The sequence below is a fragment of the Desulfarculus baarsii DSM 2075 genome, from assembly GCF_000143965.1.
Lineage (GTDB): Bacteria > Desulfobacterota > Desulfarculia > Desulfarculales > Desulfarculaceae > Desulfarculus > Desulfarculus baarsii.
In genome coordinates this window covers 22,622-42,035 of sequence record NC_014365.1, presented here as the reverse complement: position 1 = coordinate 42,035, position 19,414 = coordinate 22,622, and the positions used below count along the sequence as shown (strand labels likewise).

Annotated in this window: 14 protein-coding genes; 7 read left to right on the top strand and 7 right to left on the bottom strand. The window is 68.9% G+C overall.

The annotated features are described in order from the left end of the window. Positions 1-125 precede the first annotated feature (125 nt). From DEBA_RS16520 to DEBA_RS00150, 3 genes are all read left to right on the top strand, one after another. On the top strand, positions 126-1,844 hold the full coding sequence (locus tag DEBA_RS16520; protein ID WP_013256867.1) for an enoyl-CoA hydratase-related protein: 1,719 nt from the start codon (positions 126-128) through the stop codon (positions 1,842-1,844). A gap of 17 nt (positions 1,845-1,861) precedes the next feature. Then, positions 1,862-3,022: an acyl-CoA dehydrogenase family protein gene (locus DEBA_RS00155; protein ID WP_013256866.1), complete on the top strand. Its 1,161-nt coding sequence runs from the start codon at positions 1,862-1,864 to the stop codon at positions 3,020-3,022. Positions 3,023-3,126: 104 nt separating this feature from the next. Next, a complete protein-coding gene (locus DEBA_RS00150) occupies positions 3,127-4,908 on the top strand; it encodes a PAS domain-containing sensor histidine kinase (RefSeq protein WP_013256865.1) in 1,782 nt (593 codons plus the stop codon). On the opposite strand, the gene DEBA_RS00145 is transcribed toward DEBA_RS00150, so the two are convergent. From DEBA_RS00145 to DEBA_RS17940, 7 genes are all read right to left on the bottom strand, one after another. Further along, entirely contained in the window at positions 4,905-5,447 is a 543-nt protein-coding gene (locus DEBA_RS00145; protein WP_013256864.1) for a transcription repressor NadR, read from the bottom strand. The genes DEBA_RS00150 and DEBA_RS00145 overlap by 4 nt on opposite strands. Beyond that, positions 5,434-6,525 (bottom strand): quinolinate synthase NadA, encoded by a 1,092-nt coding sequence (gene nadA, locus DEBA_RS00140; RefSeq protein WP_013256863.1) that lies wholly within the window; start codon positions 6,523-6,525, stop codon positions 5,434-5,436. Before nadA ends, DEBA_RS00145 begins: the two co-directional genes overlap by 14 nt. A 2-nt stretch (positions 6,526-6,527) precedes the next feature. Then, positions 6,528-7,388, bottom strand: a complete 861-nt coding sequence (gene nadC, locus DEBA_RS00135) for a carboxylating nicotinate-nucleotide diphosphorylase (RefSeq protein WP_013256862.1) — start codon at positions 7,386-7,388, stop codon at positions 6,528-6,530. Further along, positions 7,385-8,962 carry an L-aspartate oxidase gene (locus DEBA_RS00130; protein WP_083778809.1) on the bottom strand — a complete coding sequence of 526 codons (1,578 nt, stop codon included), beginning with the start codon at positions 8,960-8,962 and terminating at the stop codon, positions 7,385-7,387. The genes nadC and DEBA_RS00130 overlap by 4 nt, the downstream gene beginning before the upstream one ends. 69 nt (positions 8,963-9,031) lie before the next feature. After that, positions 9,032-10,000, bottom strand: a complete 969-nt coding sequence (locus DEBA_RS00125; protein ID WP_013256860.1) for a proline iminopeptidase-family hydrolase — start codon at positions 9,998-10,000, stop codon at positions 9,032-9,034. A gap of 84 nt (positions 10,001-10,084) precedes the next feature. Continuing rightward, positions 10,085-11,248, bottom strand: coding sequence for an NAD-dependent epimerase/dehydratase family protein (locus DEBA_RS00120; RefSeq protein WP_013256859.1), 1,164 nt, complete (start codon positions 11,246-11,248; stop codon positions 10,085-10,087). A 56-nt stretch (positions 11,249-11,304) separates the two neighbouring features. Then, positions 11,305-11,487, bottom strand: coding sequence for a hypothetical protein (locus DEBA_RS17940; RefSeq protein ID WP_148227735.1), 183 nt, complete (start codon positions 11,485-11,487; stop codon positions 11,305-11,307). A 132-nt stretch (positions 11,488-11,619) separates the two neighbouring features. Between DEBA_RS17940 and DEBA_RS00115 the strand changes: the two genes are divergently transcribed. The 4 genes from DEBA_RS00115 (at position 11,620) to DEBA_RS00100 (ending at position 19,395) form a co-directional block, all read left to right on the top strand. Further along, positions 11,620-13,638 (top strand): cation:proton antiporter domain-containing protein, encoded by a 2,019-nt coding sequence (locus DEBA_RS00115; protein ID WP_013256858.1) that lies wholly within the window; start codon positions 11,620-11,622, stop codon positions 13,636-13,638. A gap of 77 nt (positions 13,639-13,715) precedes the next feature. Next, positions 13,716-14,777 (top strand): efflux RND transporter periplasmic adaptor subunit, encoded by a 1,062-nt coding sequence (locus DEBA_RS00110; RefSeq protein WP_187288573.1) that lies wholly within the window; start codon positions 13,716-13,718, stop codon positions 14,775-14,777. A gap of 11 nt (positions 14,778-14,788) precedes the next feature. Then, complete coding sequence (locus tag DEBA_RS00105; RefSeq protein WP_013256856.1) at positions 14,789-17,932, top strand: efflux RND transporter permease subunit; 3,144 nt, start codon at positions 14,789-14,791, stop codon at positions 17,930-17,932. Beyond that, positions 17,929-19,395, top strand: coding sequence for an efflux transporter outer membrane subunit (locus tag DEBA_RS00100; RefSeq protein WP_013256855.1), 1,467 nt, complete (start codon positions 17,929-17,931; stop codon positions 19,393-19,395). The genes DEBA_RS00105 and DEBA_RS00100 overlap by 4 nt, the downstream gene beginning before the upstream one ends. The last annotated feature ends 19 nt before the right edge of the window (positions 19,396-19,414 follow it).

The window sequence follows — 19,414 nt, the reverse complement described above, 5'->3', positions numbered from 1 at the left end:
TTTCAACAGGCTTTTTTCGGCTGCTTACACAAAGTGAAGCCGAAGCGCCCCATTGCTTGACAGCCAGCCATGGCCGATGCTACCACTCGCTGGTAAGACCAGATAACCAATCACCGGGAGCGAGCATGGCCCAGACCCGCAGCGAAATCCGCCCCGACGGCGTGGCGTTTTTGATCATGGATCAGCCCGGCCGGCCGGTCAACACCCTGGCCGCCGAGCTGCTGGACGACATCGACCAGCGCCTGGGCGAACTGGCCGCCGACGGGCGGGTGCTGGCCATCGTGCTGGCCTCGGCCAAGGCCTCCAGCTTCGTGGCCGGGGCCGACCTGAAGAGCCTGCGTCAGACCAAAGACCCGGCCCAGGCCAGCGCGGCGGTGCGGCAAAGCGGCCGCGTGCTCGACAGGCTCGCGGCCCTGGCCAAGCCCGTGGTGGCGGCGGTGCACGGGGCGGTGCTGGGCGGCGGGTTGGGCCTGGCCCTGTCGTGCCGGCGCATAGTGGCCGCCGAAGGCCCTGGCGCGGCCTTTGGCCTGCCGGCGGTGAGCCTGGGCTTTATCCCGGCCGGCGGCATCACCGGCCGGCTGGTGGCGCGGGTCGGCCTGGCGGCGGCGTTGCCGCTGTTGCTGGAGGGCCGCCGCCTGGGCCCGGCCCAGGCCCTGGAGTTGGGCCTGATCGACGCCGTGGCCCGGCCCGAGGAGCTGTGGGAAAGCGCCGCCAGCCTGGCCCTGGCTCTGGCCCAGGGCCGGCTCGCGCCCCGGCCGCGACGTGATCAAGGGCTGGACCAGGGGCTGATCCAGGCCGCGCGCCGCCAAGTCCTGGCCCGTGGCCAGGAAAACAACGCCGCGCCCCTGGCCGTGCTGGAGGGCCTGGAACTGGCCGCGACCCATGGCCCCCAGGCCGCCCGCCACCGCGAGGACGAGCTTTTTGGCCAACTGGTGGCCAGCCGGCCGGCGCAAAACCTGATCTGGCATTTTGGGGCACTGGCCGCCCAACAGCGCCTGGGGCCCGGCCCGGCGGCCCGGCCGATCATCCGCCTGGGCATTGTTGGCGCGGGCCCCCGGGCGGCCCAGTTGGCCGTGGCCGGCCTGGAGCGCTGGGGGCTGGCCGTGGCGGCTGGCGACGAGGCGGCGGCCCAAGAGCTGCGCCAGGCCGTGGCCCAGGCCGTGGACAAGCAGGCCGCGCGGGGCCTGGTGCGAAACGCCCAGATGCACCTGGGCCGCCTGCGCGCCGCCAGCGATCTGGCCGTGCTGGCCGGCTGCGACGCCGTGATCGTGACCCGGCCGAGCGCGCCCGCCCGGTTGGCGCAAATCCTGGCCGCCTGCGCGCCCGGGGCCGTGCTGTTGGTTTGCGGCCCCCTGCCGCCGGCCGACTGGCCCCAGGCCGAGGCGGTGGTCGGCTTTGGCCTGGCCGACGATTTTGCCCGTGGGCCGCTGGTGGAGCTGTGCCGGGGCGCGGCCGCGCCCTGGGCGCTGGATACGGCCGTGGGCCTGGCCAAGGCCCTGGGCAAGGCCGTGGCCCCGAGCGGGCCGGCCGAGGCGCCTTTGGTGGAGCTGCTGCGCGCGGCCCAGGCCGCCGCGCCCCCGGCGGACGCCGCGTTGGTCCTGGCCAACCTGGCGGCGCGCTGGTTGACGGCGGGCTGGATCGCGCCGGCCGAGGTCGAACTTTTGGCCGTGCACTGCCTGGGCTTCGCCGCCTGGCGCGGTGGGCCGCTGCATGTCGCCGACGAGATGGGCCTGGCGCGGGTGGTGGCGCGGTTGGAGGCGCTGGCCGCCAGCCACGGAGAAACCTTCGCCCCCGCGCCGCCGCTACGCGCCATGGCCGCCGAGGGCCGCGCGTTTTTCGCCTGAACAAAGGAGCATCGACGATGCATTCGATCTATTTCGGCCCCGAGCACCACGAGTTTCGCCGCAACGTGCGGCGCTTTGTCGAAAACGAAATAGCCCCCCACGCCGACCAGTGGGAGCAGGCCCGGGCCATCCCCCGTCAGGCCTTCCGGCGCATGGGCGAACTGGGTTTTTTGGGCGTGTGTTTTCCCGAGGAGTATGGCGGGGCCGAAGGCGACATCTTCATGGCCATGGCCTTGCTGGAAGAGCTGGCGCGCTCGCGCATGGGCGGTTTCGCCGCCGCCGTGGCCGTGCAGCAGTTCATGGCCCCGCAGCATATCCATAAATACGGCTCGGAGGAACTGAAGCGCAAATACCTGGCCGGCTCCATCAGCGGCGAGATGGTCGGGGCGCTGGGCGTCACCGAGCCCGGGGCCGGCAGCGACGTGGCCGCCATCCGCGCCAAGGCCAGCCGCCAGGGTGATCACTACCTGATCAACGGGGCCAAGACCTTCATCACCAACGGGGCCGACGGCCACTTCATCACCCTGGCCTGCAAGACCGAGCCCGGCGCCGGGGCCAGGGGCATCAGCCTGATTGTCGTCGACCTGGACGCGCCGGGCGTCAGTTGCACCCGCCGCCTGGAAAAAATGGGCTGGCACGCCTCCGACACCGCCGAACTGACCTTCGAGGACGTCCGCGCGCCCCTGGCCAACCTGGTCGGCCAGGAAAACAAGGGCTTTTACTACATCATGCAGGCCTTTCAACTCGAACGCCTGGCCTGCGCGGCCATGGGCCTTGGCCTGGCCCAGCTCTGCCTGGAGCACGCCGTCAAATACATGGGCGAACGCAACGCCTTTGGCGCGCCGCTCAGCAACCTCCAGGCCCTGGCCCATCGCCTGGCCGAACTCAGCGCCCGCCAGGAGGCGGCCCGCCAACTGACCTATCACGCGGCTTGGCTCTATCAAAACGATCTGCCCTGCGTGGCCCAGTGCTCCATGGCCAAGCTCCTGGCCTGCGAACTGGCCAAGCGCGTGGCCGACGAGTGCCTGCAATTTTTCGGCGGCTACGGCCTGATGGAGGAATATCCCATGGCCAGGCTGCTGCGCGACTCGCGCCTGGGCACCATCGTGGCCGGAACCAGCGAGGTCATGCGCGAGATCATCGCCCGGCTCAGTTTTGGCAGGGCCGATTACAAATAAGCGCCGTCGCGATAGGGCTTGGAAATGGCCGTCCGTCCGGTTTATCATGAAAAAAAGAGGGGGGTTGGCCGCCAACGCTTGTTAGCTGTAATCAAGGTTCGCCCATGAGCATGGCCACGGCGGAACAATTGGCGGTGTTGGCCCAGGCCATGGAACACTCGCCCACGGCCTGGGCCGTCACCGACGAGGAGGGGCGCGTGCGGCGGCACAACGCCGCCTTCGCCGCCCTGCTGGGTCTGGAGTCGGGCCAGGAGGCCGCGGGCCGCCCGTGGTCCCACCTCAGCCCGGTCGCCCGGCGGGCCGAGGAAAGCGCCTTGCTGCGCCAGGCCGGCCAGGACGGCCGGGCGGTGAGCACCCACAAGGCCCTGGTCCAGCGGGACGGCGGGCTGATCACGGTCGTCGACGCCGCGCATCCCTGCCAAAACGGTGGTTTTTGGCATCTGCTTTCGCCGGCGGTCAACCGCCCCGGCCTGGTCAACGGCCGCTGTCAGGCCATGCTGGAGGCCTTTGACGACCCCATCTACGTCTGTGACCAAGACCACAACATCGAATTCCTGAACCAGGCCATGATCCGCCGCCTGGGCCGCGACGCCACCGGCGAAAAATGCCACCAGGCCATCCACGGCCTGGACGACGTCTGCCCCTGGTGCGAGGGCCAAAAGGTGCAAAACGGCCAGACCGTGCGCCAGGAAATGCAGCGCTCCAGCGATTCGCGCTGGTACAACGTGGTCTGCACGCCGGTGTTTCTGCCCGATGGCCGGGTGGCCCGCCAGACGGTCTTCCGCGACGTCACCAGCCAGAAGCTTTTGGAGCAGCATCTGCGCCACGCCCTGGACAGCCAGCGGGTGCTCTTCGAGAGCCTGCCGGTGGGCGTGCTGGCCGTCGATGAACACTACAACGTCACCCAGATCAACCCGGCGGCGCAAAAAATCCTGGGCGTCAACGCCAACCAAGCCCTGGGCCGCTATTGCCACGACGTGATGGGTTGCGACAACGACCCCCTGTGCCCCCTGCGGCGCTCGGCCGCCGAAGGCCGCACCGCCGGCCCCGACGACTGGCACGTGCGCGACAGCCGGGGCGCGCTGGTGGACGTGCGCATGTGGGCGGCGGCCATTTTCGACAGCGACGGCCGGCACCTCGGCGGGGTCGAGGCCTTCCAGGACATCAGCGAGGCCAAGGCCCTGGAGCGTCACCGCGCCCGCATCATCGCCATGCTGGCCCACGACATGAAAACGCCGCTGATCAGCATCCGCGGCTTCGCCAACCTGCTGCTGCGCGACGAAGACCAGGCCCACGCCAAAAACCGACGCAAATACGCCCAGTTCATCGAGCAGGAGGCCGCCCGGCTCGACGGCTTTGTCCATCGTTTCCTCGAGATGAGCCGCCTTCAGGACGGGGCGCTGAAGCTCAAGCCCGAGCGCCTGGACCTGGCCGAGCGCCTGGCCGGCGTCGTCGAGGCGGTGCGGCCCCAGTTCCGCGCCGCCAACGTGGAGCTGTTGCTCGAAGCGCCGGCCCCGGCCCCCGTGGAGGCCGACGCCGAACTGCTGGGCCGGATTTTCGACAACCTGCTCGACAACGCCTTGCAACATTCGCCGACCGGCGGCCAGGTCCACGTCAGCGTGATCGCCGAAGGCGGCGAGGCCCAGGTGCGCGTGCGCGACCAGGGCTCCGGCATTCCGGCCGACGAGCTTTCGCTGATTTTCGAGCCGTTTTTCCGGGGCAGCAACAGCAAGACCACCCAAGGCTACGGCCTGGGCCTGGCCGCGGCCAAGGCCATCGCCTGCCTGCACGGCGGTCGTCTGGTGGTCGACAGCCAGCCCGGCCATGGCGCGCTGTTCACGCTACGTCTGCCGATCTCCCGGCCCAGCCAGGCGGCGGCCGACTAGGGCGTGACCAAAAGGCCCCGCCGGCCCAACTCGGCCACGGCCTGGTCAAAGGCCGCCTGGTCGGCGTGCTCGACGGTGTGCAGGTGCACCCCGCCCGTCAGCGCCGAGAGGAACTGGGCCCGGCGTTCGCTCATGCGGGCCATGAAGCGGCCCACGTCCACCCGCGAGCAGAGCATCAGGTTGCCGCGCAACTCGCCGTAAAAGGCGTGCTCGACGATGACGTCGACGACCATCAGCCCGTGGTCGACCATCACGCAAAGCTCTTCCTCGACCCGCGAGGCGTCGTGACGGCAGGCCAGCACGGCCCGGCGGCCACGGGGGCCGTTGGCCTCGGGCATCAGGTAGCCCCGGGGCGTGGCCACGATGTCGTGGCCCTCGGCGCGCAGGATGGCCATGTCCTGGACGATGACCTGGCGGCTGACGCCCAGGCGCGCGGAAAGCTCGCCGCCGGTCAGCGGCTGCCGACCGTCGGCCAACAGGGCCAGAATCTGGGCGCGACGATCGTGCAAGGGCGGGGAAAGCGGGCTATGAAACGGCAAACATGCGCTCCAGGGCCACGGCGGCCTGGCGGGCCGTGGCCTCGTCGACGCCGACCACGCCCCTGGGTTTGCCATCCAATATGGCCTCCAGGCTGGCCAGCAGATTGGTTGGGCTTATTTTAGCCATATCCGGGCAGCCGGCGACAGACTCGTTGAGCGAAAAAATCGTTTTGTCGGCGAAACGGGCGGCCAGGCGGCGCACCAGGTTGATCTCGGTGCCGATGGCCCAGGCCGAACCGGCCGGCGCGGCCTCCACCAGGCCGATGATCTTTTCCGTCGAGCCGCTGTCGTCGGCCAGGGCCACCACCTGGCTGGGGCATTCGGGGTGGACGACCACCTTCACCCCCGCCTGTCGGGCGCGGGCCCGGGCCACGTCGGCGGGGCCAAACTCCACGTGCACCGGGCAAAAGCCGTCCCAGACGATCACCCTGGCCTGGGCCGCCTCGCCTTCCAGGACGGCGGCGTCACGCCGCCACATGGCGATCTCCCGCGGGGTCAGGCCCAGGGCCAGGGCCGTGTTGCGGCCCAGGTGCTGATCGGGGAAAAACAGCGCCCGCCGACCCTGCCCCAGGGCCCAGGCCAGCACGGCCCGGGCGTTGGACGAGGTGCACACCGCCCCGCCGTGGCGGCCGCAAAAGGCCTTGAGTCGCGCCGACGAGTTGACGTAGGTGATGGGGATGATCGGGCCATGGCCCAGGCGGGCCAGCTCTTGCCAGCATTGCTCGACTTGCTCGGGCGCGGCCATGTCGGCCATGGGGCAGCCCGCGCCGCCATCGGGCAGGATCACCCGGCGGCCCTGGCCGGCCAGGATGTCGGCGGTCTCGGCCATGAAATGCACGCCGCAGAACACGATGAACTCGGCCTCTTTTTGCGTGGCCGCCAGGCGCGACAGCGCCAGCGAATCGCCCACCGCGTCGGCCCAGCCAATGACCGCGTCGGACATGTAGTGGTGGCCCAGGATCAGCGCCCGCCGGCCCAATTGGGCTCGCACCTGGCCAAGACGGCGGATGGTCTCGCGGGCAAAGGGCTCGGCGGCCGGGCCGGGGTCGGCCAAAAGCTTGGGGCAGATCTGGGGCATGGTCAGCTCCTCGCGGGGCCGCCGGACGCGGCCGGCTCCAGGTCCAGGCCGATGTCCAGGGGCTTGGCCCCGCTGGTCAGCCAGCCCATGGAAATATAATCGACGCCGGTGGCGGCCACCTCGGCCAGGCGGGCCAGGTCCAGGCCGCCCGAGGCCTCCAGCACGGCCCGGCCGGCGCAGAGCTTCACGGCCTGGGCCATCAGGGCGGCGGGCATGTTGTCGAGCATGATCACCCCGGCCCCGGCCTCGAGGGCCTGGGCCAGTTGCTCCAGGCTCTCGACCTCCACCTCGATGACGACCATGGGCCCCACGGCGGCCTTGGCCCTGGCCAGGGCCGGCCCCACCCCGCCGGCCAGGGCCAGGTGGTTGTCCTTGATCAGCACCGCGTCGTCCAGGCCAAAGCGATGATTGACCGCCCCGCCGACCCTGGCGGCGTATTTTTCCAGCCAGCGCAAGCCGGGGGTGGTCTTGCGGGTGTCGAGGATTTTGGCCTTGTGGCCTTGCACGGCGGCCACGGCCTGGGCGGCCAGGCTGGCCACGCCCGAGGCCCGTTGCAGGAGGTTGAGCGCCAGGCGTTCGCCGGCCAAGATGGCCCTGGCCGGCCCGCGCACCGTGGCCAGGGCCTGGCCCGGCCGCAAAGGCGCGCCCTCGGCGAGCAGGGGCGTGAACTCCACGGCCCCGTCCAACAGCGCGAAAACCATGCGCGCCGCCGGCAGCCCGGCCAGCACGCCTTGGTCCTTGCAGACAAAGCGGCCCGTGGCCCAAGAGTCCTCGGCCACCACGGCCGTGGAGGTGATGTCGCCCCGGCCCAGATCCTCGGCCAAAAAGCCCTCGATGGCCCGGCGCATCAGCAGTTCGTTCATGAGGCCGCTCCTTGCGCCAGGCCGGAGGCCATGGCCGGTCCGTCGGCGCGGAAATGGGCTCCCACGCTGGTTTTGCGCTGGCGGGCGGCGGCGATGATCGCCTCGGCCACGGCGCACATGTTGGCCAGGCTGATCTGTCCCGGCGCGGCCTCGCGGGCCAAGCGGGCCACCTGGGCGGCGGCCCGGGCCAGGCCGTCCTCGTGGCGGATGAGCCCCACGTCGCGCCACATCAACTGGCGCAGGCGCGCGATGGCCGGTTCTTGCCCGTCGTCGTGGCCGGGCAGGCAACGCTCCAGGCTCACGCCCGGCGGCAGCCAGCGGGTCAGTTGCGCGGGCGTGACGGCCTGGCCCTGCAACGGCGGCGCGGGCGCGGGCCGCCGGAAAGCGGCCCGACCGGCCCGACGGCCAAAGACCAGGCCCTCTAAAAGCGAATTGCTGGCCAGGCGGTTGGCCCCGTGCACGCCGACGCGGGCGCACTCGCCACAGGCGAAAAGCCCCGGCACGGTGGTGGCCCCGTCCAGATCGCAGGCCACGCCGCCCATCAGGAAGTGGGCCGCCGGCGTCACCGGCAGCGGATCGCGGGCCGGGTCCAGGCCGTGGCGCTGGCACAGGGCGTTGACCTGGGGAAAGCGCGCGGCAAAGTGATCGCCAAACATCCGCGCGTCGAGGAATACCCGCCGGCCGGCCGCCAGCCGCCGGAAAATGGCCCTGGCCACCACGTCGCGGGGGGCCAGTTCGGCCATGGGGTGCTCGCCGGGCATGAAACGCCGGCCCTGGTCGTCGATCAAGTGGGCCCCGTGGCCGCGCACCGCTTCCGAGACCAGCGGCAGCGGGTCGGCCCCCGGCGCGTCCAAGGCCGTGGGATGAAACTGCACGAACTCCATGTCGGCCAGCACGGCCCCGGCCCGGGCGGCCATGGCCAGGCCCTGGCCGTCGCAGAACGGGCCGGTGGTGCGGGCGAACAAGCGGCCGCAGCCGCCGCTGGCCAGAATCACCGCCCGTGCCAGATAAACATGGGGCCGGCCGGTTTCATCGATGGCCAACAGGCCCCGGCAACGGCCAGACTCCAGCAAAAGCTCCAAAACCCGCGCGCCGGGGCGCGGCTCGATGCGCGGTTGCCCGGGCAATTGGGCCAGAAGCGTCTGGGCGATGGCCCGGCCGGTGGCGTCGCCCAGGGCCGGGATGACCCTGGCCCGCTGGTGGGCCCCCTCCATGGCCGCCCGGAAAGCGCCGTCGGCCTGGCGGTCGAAGGGGCAACCCAAGCCGGCCAGATGCAATACGCGCTCCGGGCCCTCGGCGCAGAGCGCCTCCACGGCCCGGGCGTCGCAAAGCCCGGCCCCGGCGGCGATGGTGTCGGCGGCGTGGTCGGCCGGCGAATCACCGGGCATGAGCGCCGCGGCCACGCCGCCCTGGGCGTGGAAGGTGTTGGAGTCGGCCGGCGCGCCCTTGCACAAAACGATCACCCGGCCGTGCTGGGCCGCCTCCAGGGCGGCGCTGAGCCCGGCCACGCCCGCACCGATCACCAGGCAATCGGCCACGTCCACGGCGATGGCCTTTGTTGCATTTGTTCCCATGGGCCAAAGCTACCGCCGGGCATGTGTCTTGTCAACTGTCTAGGCACAATTGTCGCGCGGCGGGCGCGGCTATTTCAGCGGGCGGTGGGAGGCCTCGACCTCGGCCATGAAATCGCGGAGTGCTTGGTTGAATTGCTCTGGTCTTTCGGCATGATGGCTATGGCTGGCCCCTTCGATGACCACCAGGCGGCCCTGGGGCGTTTGTGCGGCGAACCAGCCCACGGTCTCGGGCCTGGCCTCGTCGAAGCGGCCGCAGACATAGAGCACGGGCATGAGCAGCTCGCCCAGGCGCGGCGAGAGGTCTTGCTCCTTGAGCGAGCCCAGGCAGGTGAACTCGCTGGGGCCCCACATGGCCAGGTAGACCGGCAGGGCCAGGCGGGCGAAGGATTCCTGGAGAAAGTCGGGCCAGGGGTCGAGCCGGCAGAGATGGCGCCGATAATAGACGTCCATGGCCCGCTGATACTCCGGCGAGTCGTAGGACTGGGCGGCCTCGGCCTTTTCCACGGCCTGCCGGATCGCCGGCGGCGTCTGGGCCAGCAAGAGCCTTTGGTCGGCGATCCAGCGCGGCGCGCTGAGCAACGGGCCGCTGAGGATCAACCCGGCCACGCCCTCCTGGCCATGGCTGAGGACGTATTGCGTCGCCAGCATGGCCCCCCACGACTGGCCCACGATGAACAGCCGTCGCAGACCCAGGGCCCGGCGCACCTGGTCCAACTCGTCAACGAAACGGGCCGTGTTCCAAAGGGCCGGGTCGTCGGGCCGGTCGGAGTCGCCGCCGCCCAACTGGTCGTAGAAGATCACCGGCCGCTGATCGGCCAGGGCTGCCAGTGGCCGCAGGTATTGCATGTTGGCCCCTGGCCCGCCGTGGACGACCAACAGCGGCAGGCCGGGCTTGCCCTGGCCGTGGATGCGGTAAAACACCCGGCCGTCGCGGGTGTCGACAAAGCCTTCCACGGGCTTGCCCCCTCCGGCGGCCAAGGCCTGGCCAGCCAAGGCGAAGGCGATCAACGCCGTCATCAGCCACGCGCCCGGTTTCATCGTCGGCCCTCCGTCAACTGGACCGAAAAAACGCGGCGGAGGCAACCAGCCGCCCGCCGCGCGTCATCGCCCATGAGCGGGCCCTTACGGCCGCCACAGCGAGGTGCAGGGGATCTTGGACAGATCGACCCGGTGGCGATATTTCATGGCGATCTCGGTGACCTCGGTCAGCAGGCCGTCATCGAGGGTGATCGGGTTCAGGCCCAGCGAGAGGAACTTGTCGTTGGCCACCTGCAAGGCGTTTTCCGAGGCCTCCACGCGGGGGTTTTTGACGAAGGCGATCTCGGCCCCGGTGATCTGACGAACTTTTTCGGCCAGGGCGCGCACCTGGTGGGTCTCGGTCTGCTGGTTGAGGATGTTGACCCGATCGCCGCTGAGCGGCGGGTTGCGGATGGCCAGCTCGATGCAGCGCACGGTGTCTTGGATGTGGATGAAGGCCCTGGTCTGGCCGCCGGTGCCGTGGACGGTGAGATGATGGCCCACGGCCGCCTGCATCAGGAAACGATTGAGCACGGTGCCATAGTCGCCGTCGTAGTCGAAGCGGTTGATCAGACGCTCGTCGACGGCGGTCTCGGCGGTCTGGGTGCCCCAGACGATGCCCTGGTGCAGGTCGGTGACGCGCACGCCGTCGTTTTTGTTGTAGTAGTAGAACAACAAGGCGTCCTGGGTCTTGGTCATGTGATAGATCGAGCCGGGGTCGGGCGGGTAGAGAATTTCTTTTTCGACCAACACGCCCGGGGCCACTTCCAGCTTGACCGGCAGGTAGCCCTCGGGGATCTGCATGCCGGCGGTGCCGTAGCCATAAACGCCCATGGTGCCCAGGTGCACCAGATGCACGTCCAGGCCCGATTCGACGATGGCGCACAAGACGTTGTTGGTGGCGTTGAGGTTGTTGTCGACGGTGTAGCGCTTGTGCCGGGGCGACTTCATGGAATAGGGGGCGGAGCGCTGCTCGGCGAAATGGACGATGGCCTCGGGCTTTTCCTGCTCGATCAGCGAAAGCAGGCGCTTGTAGTTCTTGGCCACGTCAAAGTTGTGATAGGCCAGGCAGCGGCCAGAGATCTCGCGCCAGGCGGCGATGCGCTCGCCCATGAAGCTGATGGGCGTAAGCGAGCGCACTTCCAGCTCGTTGTCGATGTTGCGCCGCGAAAGGTTGTCGACCATCACCACGTCACAGCCATGGGCCGACAGGTGCAGGGTTGTCGGCCATCCGCAAAAGCCGTCCGCGCCCAGAATAATGACTTTCATGCCTTGTTGCCCCTTGATCGCTTTAGGTAATGACGGATGCTTGGCGGAATAGTTCGTCAGATCATCCGGCGTGTTTGTTTTCGCGCCACGGGCGATGACCGGCTCGCGGCCGCGCCGTGGTTTTTTGTCCGCGCCAACGGGCTGGAACTCGTTGTTTCATGGGGTTGGCGCAAAGCAACCAGTGCGCCGGCCCCTAGCCACGGCGGGTCGTCGACGCATTTTTTCGGCAGGCGCTTCATTTTATACATCCCCGCCGGCTAGTCAAGCAATCTTCAACCCCCCGCCACGGACGGGGCCTCCGTTTGGCCTTGACCGCCAAGCCTCCCTGGGCCAAACTTCAGGCGAAATAAACTCGCAAAGGCTGTCCGAACATGGGCATACTGCTCGATCTAGTGGTGATTCTGGGCCTTTCGCTTGGCGTTATCTACGTCTTTCACCGCCTGGGCATACCAAACATCGTCGGTTTTCTGATCGCCGGGGCCCTGGCCGGGCCACACGGCCTGGGCCTGGTCTCTGGCGTCCACGAAGTGGAGCTGATGGCCGAGGTGGGCGTGGTGCTGCTGTTGTTCACCATCGGCCTGGAGTTCAGCATCAAGGACTTGATGCAGATCAAGGACGTGGTGTTCATCGGCGGGGCGTTGCAGGTGCTCGGCGCGATGGCCCTGGGCGCGGGCGCGGCTCATCTCCTGGGGTTGAACTGGAACACCGAGATCTTCGTCGGCTTTTTGCTGGCGCTGAGCAGCACGGCCATCGTGCTCAATCTTTTGCGGGAGCGTTCGGCCCTGGATACGCCGGCCGGCCGCATCTGCCTGGCCATCCTCATTTTTCAAGACATCGCCGTGGTGCCGATGATGCTGGCGGTGCCCTTCCTGGCCGGCGGGCACGTCAACGGCGCGGACATGTGGCTGATGCTGCAAAAAGGCCTGGCCGCGGTGGCGGCGCTGCTGGTGCTGGGCCGCTGGCTGGCCCCGTGGGCCATGGCCCGGGTGGCGGACACGCGCAGCCGCGAGATGTTTCTGATCAGCGTGGTGACCATGTGCCTGGGCGTGGCCGCGCTGACCTGGTGGGCCGGGCTGTCGCTGGCCCTGGGCGCCTTCGCCGCCGGGCTGATCATCAGCTCGTCGCCCTTTGGCCTGCAGGCGGTGGGCAGCATTTTGCCCATGCGCGATTTGTTCATCAGTATTTTTTTCATCTCGATGGGCATGTTGGTCGAGCCGGCCTATTTCGTGCATCATCCGGTGCTGGTGCTGACGGTCACGGCGTTGGTGCTGATCCTCAAGCAGGCCTCGGCGGGGGTGGCGGTGCTGTTTTTGGGCCACGGCCTGCGCGTGGCCGGCTCGACGGCGCTATCGATCGGGCAGATCGGCGAATTCTCCTTCGTGCTGGCTCAGATCGGCCTCAACGCCAAGCTGCTCGACAGCAATGGCTACAATTTATTCCTGGCCACGGCGATCATGACGATGGTGCTGACGCCTTTCATGCTTTCGCTGGGCTTCCGGCTGGGCGAAAAATCGCCGGCCTGGCTGTCGGCCATCGGCCTGGGCGGCTATTGGTCGCCCTCGTGGGGAGGGCCAGACCGCCAGGGCGGCGACGACGAGGGCCATGCGGCTCACGACGGCCACGCGGCGCAGGTGGTGGTCATCGGCTATGGCCTGGCCGGGCGCAACGTGGTGCGGGCGGCCCGCCTGGCGGGGCTGCCCTTTTTGGTGGTGGAGATGAACCCCCACACCGTGCGCCAGCAGTCGGCCCTTGGCCTGCCCATCGTCTTCGGCGACGCCAGCAATCCGGCCGTGCTGGCCCACGCCGGCCTGGCCCACGCCAAGATCCTGGTGGTTTCGATGGGCGGCTCGGTGGTGGCGCGGCGCATCGTCGCCGCGGCCAAGAGCATCAACCCCACCTTGCACGTCATCGTGCGCACGCGCTACGAAAGCGAGGTCGAGGGCCTGCGCAAGGTCGGGGCCGACGAGGTCATCCCCGAGGAATACGAAACCGCCCTGGAGATATTCACCCGCGTGCTGCGCCGCCTGCGCGCGCCCGAAAGCGAGATAGCCACCCTGTTGGCCCAACTGCGGCGGCAGGACTACAATTCCCTACGCGACGTCAATCCCGGCGGCGAGGGTGGCGAACAGCGTCTTTCGGGCCTGTTCGACGACACCGAGATCCTCACCTTTCGCCTCGACGAGCGCTCGCCGCTGGTCGGCCGCAGCCTGGGCCAGGCCAACCTGCGCAAGGACCATGGCGTGACGGTGGTGGCCATCAAACGGCCCGACGGCGTGGCGGCCTCGCCGGGGGCCGACGAACTGTTGGCCGGCGGCGACATGCTGGTGGTGATGGGCCCGCCCGGGAAAGTGGCCGCGATGGGCCGGTTGTTTGGAGCGCCGCCTAGCTGATCAACCCGACACAAGGACTTGTCATGCCCCAGACAAAACCTTCCCGTCACGCGTCGCCTTGTTTGCTGGCGACCATTTTGCTGTTGATCGTCACGGCGGCCCAGGCCGCGCCGCCCGGCGGGCCGCCGGCGGTGATCGTGGCCGCCGCCCGGCAAAAGGATCTCCAGGCCACCAGTCGCCACGTGGGCCGCGTCGAGGCCATGCAGAGCGTGGATCTGCGAGCCAGGGTGCAAGGTTATCTGGAGCGCATCGCCTTCCGCGAGGGCGGCCTGGTGCGGGCCGGTCAGACGCTTTTCGTCATCGAGCAGGCCTCCTACCGCAACCAGGTGGCCGCCGACCGGGCCAAGGCCGCCCAGGCCCAGGCCGCCCTGGCCCAGGCCGAGCAATACCTGGCCCGCCTCAAAAGCGCCGGGGCCGGCAGCGTCTCGGCCGCCGACATGGAGCAGGCCATCAGCGTCCAGCTCCAGGCCAAGGCCGCCGTGGCCCAGGCCCAGGCCAACCTGGCCCAGGCCGAGCTGAACCTGGGCTACGCCACGGTCAAGGCGCCCATCGCCGGGCGCATCGGCCGGGCCGCCTACACGGTGGGCAATCTGGTGGGCCCTGAATCGGGGGCGTTGGCGCGCATCGTTCAGGTAGACCCCATCCGCGTGGTCTATTCCATCTCCGAGACCGAACTGCCCCAGCGCGGCCGTGAAAACGCCGCCCAGCGCGAGGCCGGCCGCCAGGTGCGCCTGCTCCTGGGCCAGGGCCACGATTATCCCATCGTCGGCAAGGTCGAGTTCATCGACAACGAGGTGGACCCGGCCACCGGCACCATCGCCGTGCGCGCCGTCTTCGCCAACCCCGAGGGCCTCTTGACGCCGGGCCAGTTCGTCACCGTCAACGAGTCGTCCGGGCCGGCCAAACCGGTGGTGCTGGCCCCGCAATCGGCCGTGCTGGAGGACCAGGACGGACGCCATGTCTTTGTCGTCGACGGCCAAAACATCGCCAGCAAGCGGCCGGTGGTCACCGCCGGCCAGTCCGGGCCGGACTGGGTCATCGCCTCGGGCCTGGCCGCCGGCGAGCTGATCGTCGTCCAAGGCGTGCAAAAGGTGCGTCCCGGCCAGGCGGTCAAGCCCGTGGCCGACGCGGGTCGATAGGGCGGCCAGATATGATCTCCAAACTTTTCATCGACCGCCCGCGCCTGGCCGTGGTGATTTCGTTGGTGATCACCCTGGCCGGGTTGATCGCGCTTCTGAACATCTCGGTGGCCCAATATCCCAAGATCACCCCGCCCGAGATCGTCGTGCGGGCCACCTATCCCGGGGCCAGCGCCGAGGTGGTGGCCCAGAGCGTGGCCGCGCCCATCGAGGCCCAGGTCAACGGCGTCGAGGACATGATCTACATGACCTCCACCAGCGGCAACGACGGCTCCTACAGCCTGACGGTGACCTTCGACGCCGACGCCAACGCCGACATCGCCCAGGTCAACGTGCTCAACCGCCTCAAGCAGGCCGAGTCCAAGCTGCCCAACGAGGTGGTGGCCCAGGGCCTGACCGTGCGCGCCCGCAGCTCGGACATGCTGGCCATCATCAACTTCTTTTCGCCCAAGGGCACGCGCGATCAGCTTTTTCTCAGCAACTTCGTCAGCATCAACGTCCAAGACGCCCTGGCCCGCATCAACGGCGTCAGCGACGCCAACATCTTTGGCGAACTGAGCTACAGCATGCGCGTGTGGATGGACCCCGAACGCCTGGCCGCCCTGGGCCTGAGCGCCTCCGACATCAACCAGGCCATCGCCAGCCAGAACATCCAGGCCGCCGCCGGCGCGCTGGGCTCCTCTCCCGGCCCGGCCGGCCAGCAGTTGCAGTACCCCCTGCGGGCCAAGGGCCGGCTGGTGACGGTGGAGGATTTTTCGAACATCGTGGTGCGCGTCAACAAGGACGGCGGCGTGCTGCGCCTGGGCGACGTGGCCCGCGTGGAGTTGGGGGCCCAGTCCTACGCCGGCAACAACCTGCTCGACGGCGCGCCGGCGGTGCCGCTGGGCATCTATCAGTCCTCCGACGCCAACGCCCTGGAGACCATGGACCAGGTGCGCGCCGAACTGGAACGGCTGGCCCGGACCTTTCCCGACGACATAGAATATCGCCTGACCATGGACGCGACCCTGTTCGTGCGGGCCACCATCCACGAGATCGTCCTCACCCTGCTGATGACCTTCGTGCTGGTGGTGGGCGTGACGTTTCTGTTTTTGCAGGACTGGCGGGCCACGCTGATCCCCACCCTCACCATCCCCGTCTCGCTGATCGGCGCCTTCGCCGCGCTGTTGGCCCTGGGCTACAGCGCCAACATCATCACGCTATTCGCGTTGATTCTGGCCATCGGCGTGGTCGTCGACGACGCCATCGTGGTGGTCGAAAACGTCCAGCGCATTTTGGACGAGGAGCGCATCGACGCCAAAAGCGCCACCATCAAGGCCATGGGCCAGGTCACCGGGCCGATCATCGCCGCCACGCTGGTGCTTTTGGCCATGTTTTTGCCGGTGGCCTTTTTGCCGGGCATCACCGGCCGGCTCTATCAGCAGTTCGCCGTGACGATCTGTTTCGCCGTTTTGCTTTCGGGCGTCTGCGCCCTGACCCTGAGCCCGGCCCTCTGCGCGCTGATTCTGCGGCCGGCGGCCGGCGGCCACCAGGCGCGGCGCGGGCCGCTGGGCTGGTTCGAGGCTTTGCTGGGCCGTTCGCGCAATGGCTACGTGCGCGGCGCGGGCTGGCTGGCCGGCCGCCGGGCCCTGACGCTGGGCCTGCTGGCCCTGGTGTTGACCGGGGGGTATCTGCTTTTCGTCGGCAGCCCCACCAGCTTTTTGCCCGACGAGGATCAGGGCTTGTTTTACCTGGAGATCCAACTGCCGCCCACGGCCTCGCTGGAGCGCACCAGCCTGGTCTCGCGGCAGATACATGCGGCGATCAAGGACACGCCGGGCATCGCCGCCGTCACCAACATCAACGGCCGCAGCGCCCTCAGCGGCACCGGCGAAAACCTGGGTCGCGCGGTGATCATGCTCAAGCCCTGGGATGAGCGCACCGCCGACGACGAACAACTGCCGGCGATCATCAAGGCCGTCCAGGCCAGGGTGGCGGCCATCCCCGCCGCCGACATCCGCGTGATCACCCCGCCGGCCATTCGCGGCATGGGCTCGGTGGGCGGCTTCGACTTCCGGTTGCAGGCCTTCGGCGACCAGACGCCCCAGGATCTGGCCGCCGTCACCGGGGCCATGGTCGTGGCCGCCAACCAAGACCCCAACATCCAGCGGGCCTTTTCCAGCTTCACCGCCGACGCCCCGCAGATCTACATCGACCTCGACCGCGTCAAGGCCCAGAGCCTGGGCGTGCCGGTGGGCCGCGTCTTCGAGACGCTCCAGGCCCAGCTCGGCTCGAAATACGTCAACGACTTCAACCTGTTCAACCGCGTCTATCAAGTCAAGATCCAGGCCGACGCGCCCTACCGTGACGCGCCGGAGGCCATCGGCCAGCTCTATGTGCGCTCCGACTCCGGGGCCATGACCCCCCTGTCGACCCTGGTCAGCCTGAAGATCACCACCGGGCCCCAGGTGATTTATCGCTACAACCAGTTCCCTTCCACCCAGATCAACGGCGCGGCCGCCGAGGGCAAAAGTTCGGGCCAGGCCATGGACGCCATGGCCGCGCTGGCCCGGCGCACCCTGCCCCAGGGCTATGGTTTCGACTGGTCGGGCCTGAGTTATCAGGAACAGCAGGCCGGCGGCCAGACGGTGGCGATTTTCCTCACCGCCCTGCTTTTTGGCTATCTGTTTCTGGTGGCTCAATACGAAAGCTGGTCGATCCCGCTGACGGTGATCCTGTCGATCTCGGTGGCGGTGCTGGGGGCGCTGGCGGGTTTGTTCATCTTTGGCCGGGCGCTTAGCATCTATGGCCAGATCGGCCTGGTGCTGCTGCTGGGCCTGGCCAGCAAGAACGCCATCCTCATCGTCGAGTTCGCCAAGACCAGCCGCGAGGCGGGCGCGCCCATCGTCCAGGCGGCCCTGGATGGCGCGCGGGTGCGTTTCCGCGCGGTGTTGATGACCGCTTTTTCGTTCATCCTGGGCGTGTTTCCGCTGGTGGTGGCCACGGGGGCCGGCGCGGCCAGTCGCCGCGATATCGGCGTGACGGTGTTTTTTGGCATGTTGGCGGCGACGATGCTGGGTATTTTTCTCATCCCGCCGCTGTTTGTGGTGTTGCAGGGCTGGCGTGAGGGCCTGAAAGACTTCGTGCGCGCCCGGCGAGGGGGGACAAAGCCATGACAAGCCCAGGCAAGATCGCCCTGGCCGCCGCCGTCGTGGCCGTCGGCCTGATTTCGGCCGGCTGCGCCGCCGTGGGCCCCGATTACCAAGCGCCCAGCCCGCAAACGCCGCCGGCCTGGCGCGCGACCATGACCGGCGGGCTGGAGGCCGCCACGCCCCAGGCCCAGGCCCTGGCCCAGTGGTGGGCCAGGTTCGACGATCCACTCTTGACCGAGCTGATCGGCCAGAGCCTGGCCGGCAACCTGGACATCAAAACGGCCCGGGCCAAGGTGCGCCAGGCCAGGGCCGCCCGGGGCCTGAGCCAGGCGGCCCTGTGGCCCGAGCTTTCGGCAGATGGCGCTTTCGAGTCGCGCCGGGCCAGCGAAAACAGCCGCTCCGGCTCGGGCGGGCAGTATGACCTCTACTCCGGCGGTTTCGACGCCGGCTGGGAGATCGACATATTCGGCGGCGCGCGGCGGGGGGTCGAGGCGGCCCAGGCTGATCTGGAGGCGGCCCAGGCCGATCTGCGCGACGTCTGGGTGAGCATCTGCGCCGAAACGGCGCGCAACTACGTGGAGGCCCGCACCTACCAGGCCCGGCTGGCGGCCATGCGGGCCAACCTGGAGGCCCAAACCAAGACCCACGCCCTGATCGCCGCCCGGCGCGCCGCCGGCCTGAGTAACGAACTGGCCCTGCGTCAGGCGGGCTACAACCTGGAAAGCTCCCGCGCCCAACTGCCCGGCCTGCAGGCCGGCTTGGAAAGTTCGCTCAACAGCCTGGCCATCCTGGCCGGCCGCACGCCCGGCAGCCTGCACCAACGCTTGGCCGAGGTCAGGCCCATCCCCCAGTGCCCGCCCCGCGTGGCCGTGGGCGTGCCGGCCGAGGCCCTGCGCCAGCGGCCCGACATCCGCGCGGCCGAACGCCGCCTGGCCGCCCAGACCGCCCGCGTCGGCGTGGCCACGGCCGCGCTTTATCCCAAGCTGCGCCTGCTGGGCAGCATCGGCCTGGAGTCCGTCAGCTCGGGCGAACTGTTCAGCGCCGCCAGCCAGGCCTGGGGCATCGGGCCGGCCGTCAGTTGGAAGATTTTCGACGCCGGCGCGGTGCGCCAAAACATCGCCATCCAGTCGAGCTTGCAGGAACAGGCCCTGCTGGCCTACCAAAAGGCCGTCCTGGCCGCCCTGGCCGAGGTCGAAGACAACCTGACCGCCTACGCCCGCGAACAACTGCGCGCCCAGAGCCTGGCCAAGGCCGTCGAGGAGGCCCGGCGCGCCGAGGCCATCGCCCAGGACCAATACCGCGCCGGCCTGGTCGATTTCAACAACGTCCTGGAGGCCCAGCGTTCGTTGCTGCAATTGCAGGATCAACTGGCCCAGAGCCGGGGCGCGGTCACCAGCGATCTCATCACCGTCTACAAGGCCCTGGGCGGCGGTTGGAACGCCCTGGCCGAGGATCAGCGGACGACCGCGAAAAATCCGCGCCGATAGTTGAAAAAGCCCGGTCCAT

What these genes read in the sequence shown, in the direction of transcription:
- DEBA_RS00115 (WP_013256858.1), top strand. Translation starts at nt 11,620, where the DNA reads ATGGGCATACTGCTCGATCTAGTGGTGATTCTGGGCCTTTCGCTTGGC.
- DEBA_RS00155 (WP_013256866.1), top strand. Translation starts at nt 1,862, where the DNA reads ATGCATTCGATCTATTTCGGCCCCGAGCACCACGAGTTTCGCCGCAAC.
- DEBA_RS00100 (WP_013256855.1), top strand. Translation starts at nt 17,929, where the DNA reads ATGACAAGCCCAGGCAAGATCGCCCTGGCCGCCGCCGTCGTGGCCGTC.
- DEBA_RS16520 (WP_013256867.1), top strand. Translation starts at nt 126, where the DNA reads ATGGCCCAGACCCGCAGCGAAATCCGCCCCGACGGCGTGGCGTTTTTG.
- DEBA_RS00150 (WP_013256865.1), top strand. Translation starts at nt 3,127, where the DNA reads ATGAGCATGGCCACGGCGGAACAATTGGCGGTGTTGGCCCAGGCCATG.
- DEBA_RS00130 (WP_083778809.1), bottom strand. Translation starts at nt 8,962, where the DNA reads ATGGGAACAAATGCAACAAAGGCCATCGCCGTGGACGTGGCCGATTGC.
- DEBA_RS00120 (WP_013256859.1), bottom strand. Translation starts at nt 11,248, where the DNA reads ATGAAAGTCATTATTCTGGGCGCGGACGGCTTTTGCGGATGGCCGACA.
- nadC (WP_013256862.1), bottom strand. Translation starts at nt 7,388, where the DNA reads ATGAACGAACTGCTGATGCGCCGGGCCATCGAGGGCTTTTTGGCCGAG.
- DEBA_RS00125 (WP_013256860.1), bottom strand. Translation starts at nt 10,000, where the DNA reads ATGAAACCGGGCGCGTGGCTGATGACGGCGTTGATCGCCTTCGCCTTG.
- DEBA_RS17940 (WP_148227735.1), bottom strand. Translation starts at nt 11,487, where the DNA reads ATGAAGCGCCTGCCGAAAAAATGCGTCGACGACCCGCCGTGGCTAGGG.
- nadA (WP_013256863.1), bottom strand. Translation starts at nt 6,525, where the DNA reads ATGCCCCAGATCTGCCCCAAGCTTTTGGCCGACCCCGGCCCGGCCGCC.
- DEBA_RS00105 (WP_013256856.1), top strand. Translation starts at nt 14,789, where the DNA reads ATGATCTCCAAACTTTTCATCGACCGCCCGCGCCTGGCCGTGGTGATT.